This is a genomic window from Mesorhizobium sp. M7A.F.Ca.MR.362.00.0.0 (assembly GCF_004023175.1).
Classification (GTDB): Bacteria; Pseudomonadota; Alphaproteobacteria; order Rhizobiales; family Rhizobiaceae; genus Mesorhizobium.
The window spans coordinates 15,624-16,971 of record NZ_RZTF01000076.1; the positions used below are offsets into that span (position 1 = coordinate 15,624).

2 protein-coding genes and 1 pseudogene are annotated in these 1,348 nt (G+C 63.4%); 2 read left to right on the forward strand and 1 reads right to left on the reverse strand.

The window, feature by feature from the left end; translation table 11 throughout:
* Positions 1 to 119 (forward strand): annotated as a pseudogene (locus EOC06_RS42400) (HAD family hydrolase); the annotation flags it as partial.
* 7 nt (positions 120 to 126) lie between these two features.
* Here the strand turns inward: EOC06_RS42400 and EOC06_RS12780 are convergent.
* Positions 127 to 348, reverse strand: coding sequence for a DUF1674 domain-containing protein (locus EOC06_RS12780; RefSeq protein WP_127382026.1), 222 nt, complete (start codon positions 346 to 348; stop codon positions 127 to 129).
* Positions 349 to 467: 119 nt separating this feature from the next.
* On the opposite strand from EOC06_RS12780, the gene htpX reads away from it, so the two are divergent.
* Positions 468 to 1,348, forward strand: an 881-nt coding sequence (gene htpX, locus EOC06_RS12785; protein WP_245469543.1) for a zinc metalloprotease HtpX, incomplete at its 3' end; no start/stop codon positions are given.

Sequence of the window (1,348 nt, forward strand, 5' to 3'; positions counted from 1 at the left end):
CCACGCACAAGCACCCCTTGCCAACGCAACATGCCGCGATCGCAGGCTACGACATGGTCGGCATCACCGTCGACGAGCGTGGCTGGATCGCGCTCGAGCCGCAGCGCAACGCCGCCTAGGCGGCATCTAGAAATCGCTGGTGAGGCCCTTTACCTCCCAGTCGCCGTAGCGCCCTGGCTCCTTGCCGCCGCGGCCGCCGATCTCCTTCGGCAGCGCGGCCTCCTTTTCGCGGTAGTCTTCCCGCCGCGCTGCGGCCTCGGCCAACGCACGGCGTGCGGCCGGCGTTAGCTCTCTCTGCGATGCCGCTTCGGCAGAAGCGGCGCCTGTTTTACTGATTTCGTCGGTCATGCGATAATCTCGGCAGATTGAGCCCAGTCAATTGAAACAGGAACTGGCGTTTCCCATCATATAGCCATGAACGCACGACGATCGACCCCTTTTCGGTGCCATTTCGACAGGAGCAGACGATGAACACCATCCGCACCGCCATGCTTCTTGCCGCGATGACCGCGCTGTTCATGGGCGTCGGCTTTTTGATCGGCGGAACCGGCGGCATGATGATCGCCTTCCTGTTCGCGGCCGGCACCAATCTGTTCAGCTACTGGAATGCCGACAAGATGGTGCTGTCGATGAACCGTGCCGTCGAGGTCGACGAAAGGAACGCGCCCGAATATTACGCCATCGTCCAGGCAATGGCCAAACAGGCCGGCCTGCCGATGCCGAAGACCTATCTGATCGACAACCCGCAGCCGAACGCCTTTGCCACCGGCCGCAACCCGCAGAACGCGGCGGTTGCTGCCTCCACCGGCCTGTTACAAGCGTTGACGCCTGAAGAGGTCGCAGCCGTCATGGCGCACGAGCTCGCCCATGTGCAGCACCGCGACACGCTCACCATGACGATCGTCGCCACCTTTGCCGGTGCCATCTCGATGCTCGGCAATTTCGCCTTCTTTTTCAGTGGCAATCGCGACAACAATCCATTCGGCTTTGTCGGCGTGCTGGCGGCGATGATCGTAGCGCCCTTTGCAGCGATGGTCGTGCAGATGGCGGTCAGCCGCACCCGCGAATACGAGGCCGACCGGCGTGGCGCTGAAATCTGTGGACACCCACTCTGGCTGGCATCGGCGCTTGACAAGATCGCCCGCGGCGCCGAACGCATCCGCAACCCCGATGCCGAGCGCAATCCCGCGACCGCGCATCTCTTCATCATCAATCCCCTTCACGGCGAGCGCATGGACAGCCTGTTCTCCACCCACCCCGCCACTGAGAACCGCATCGCAGCCTTGCAGGCGATGGCGCAGCAGATGCAAGGCGAAACCCAGGCCGCCCCGCGCCAGGCGTCGACGCC

Excerpts from the sequence above, each read along its gene's own strand:
- EOC06_RS12780 (WP_127382026.1), bottom strand. The coding sequence starts at position 348 with ATGACCGACGAAATCAGTAAAACAGGCGCCGCTTCTGCCGAAGCGGCA.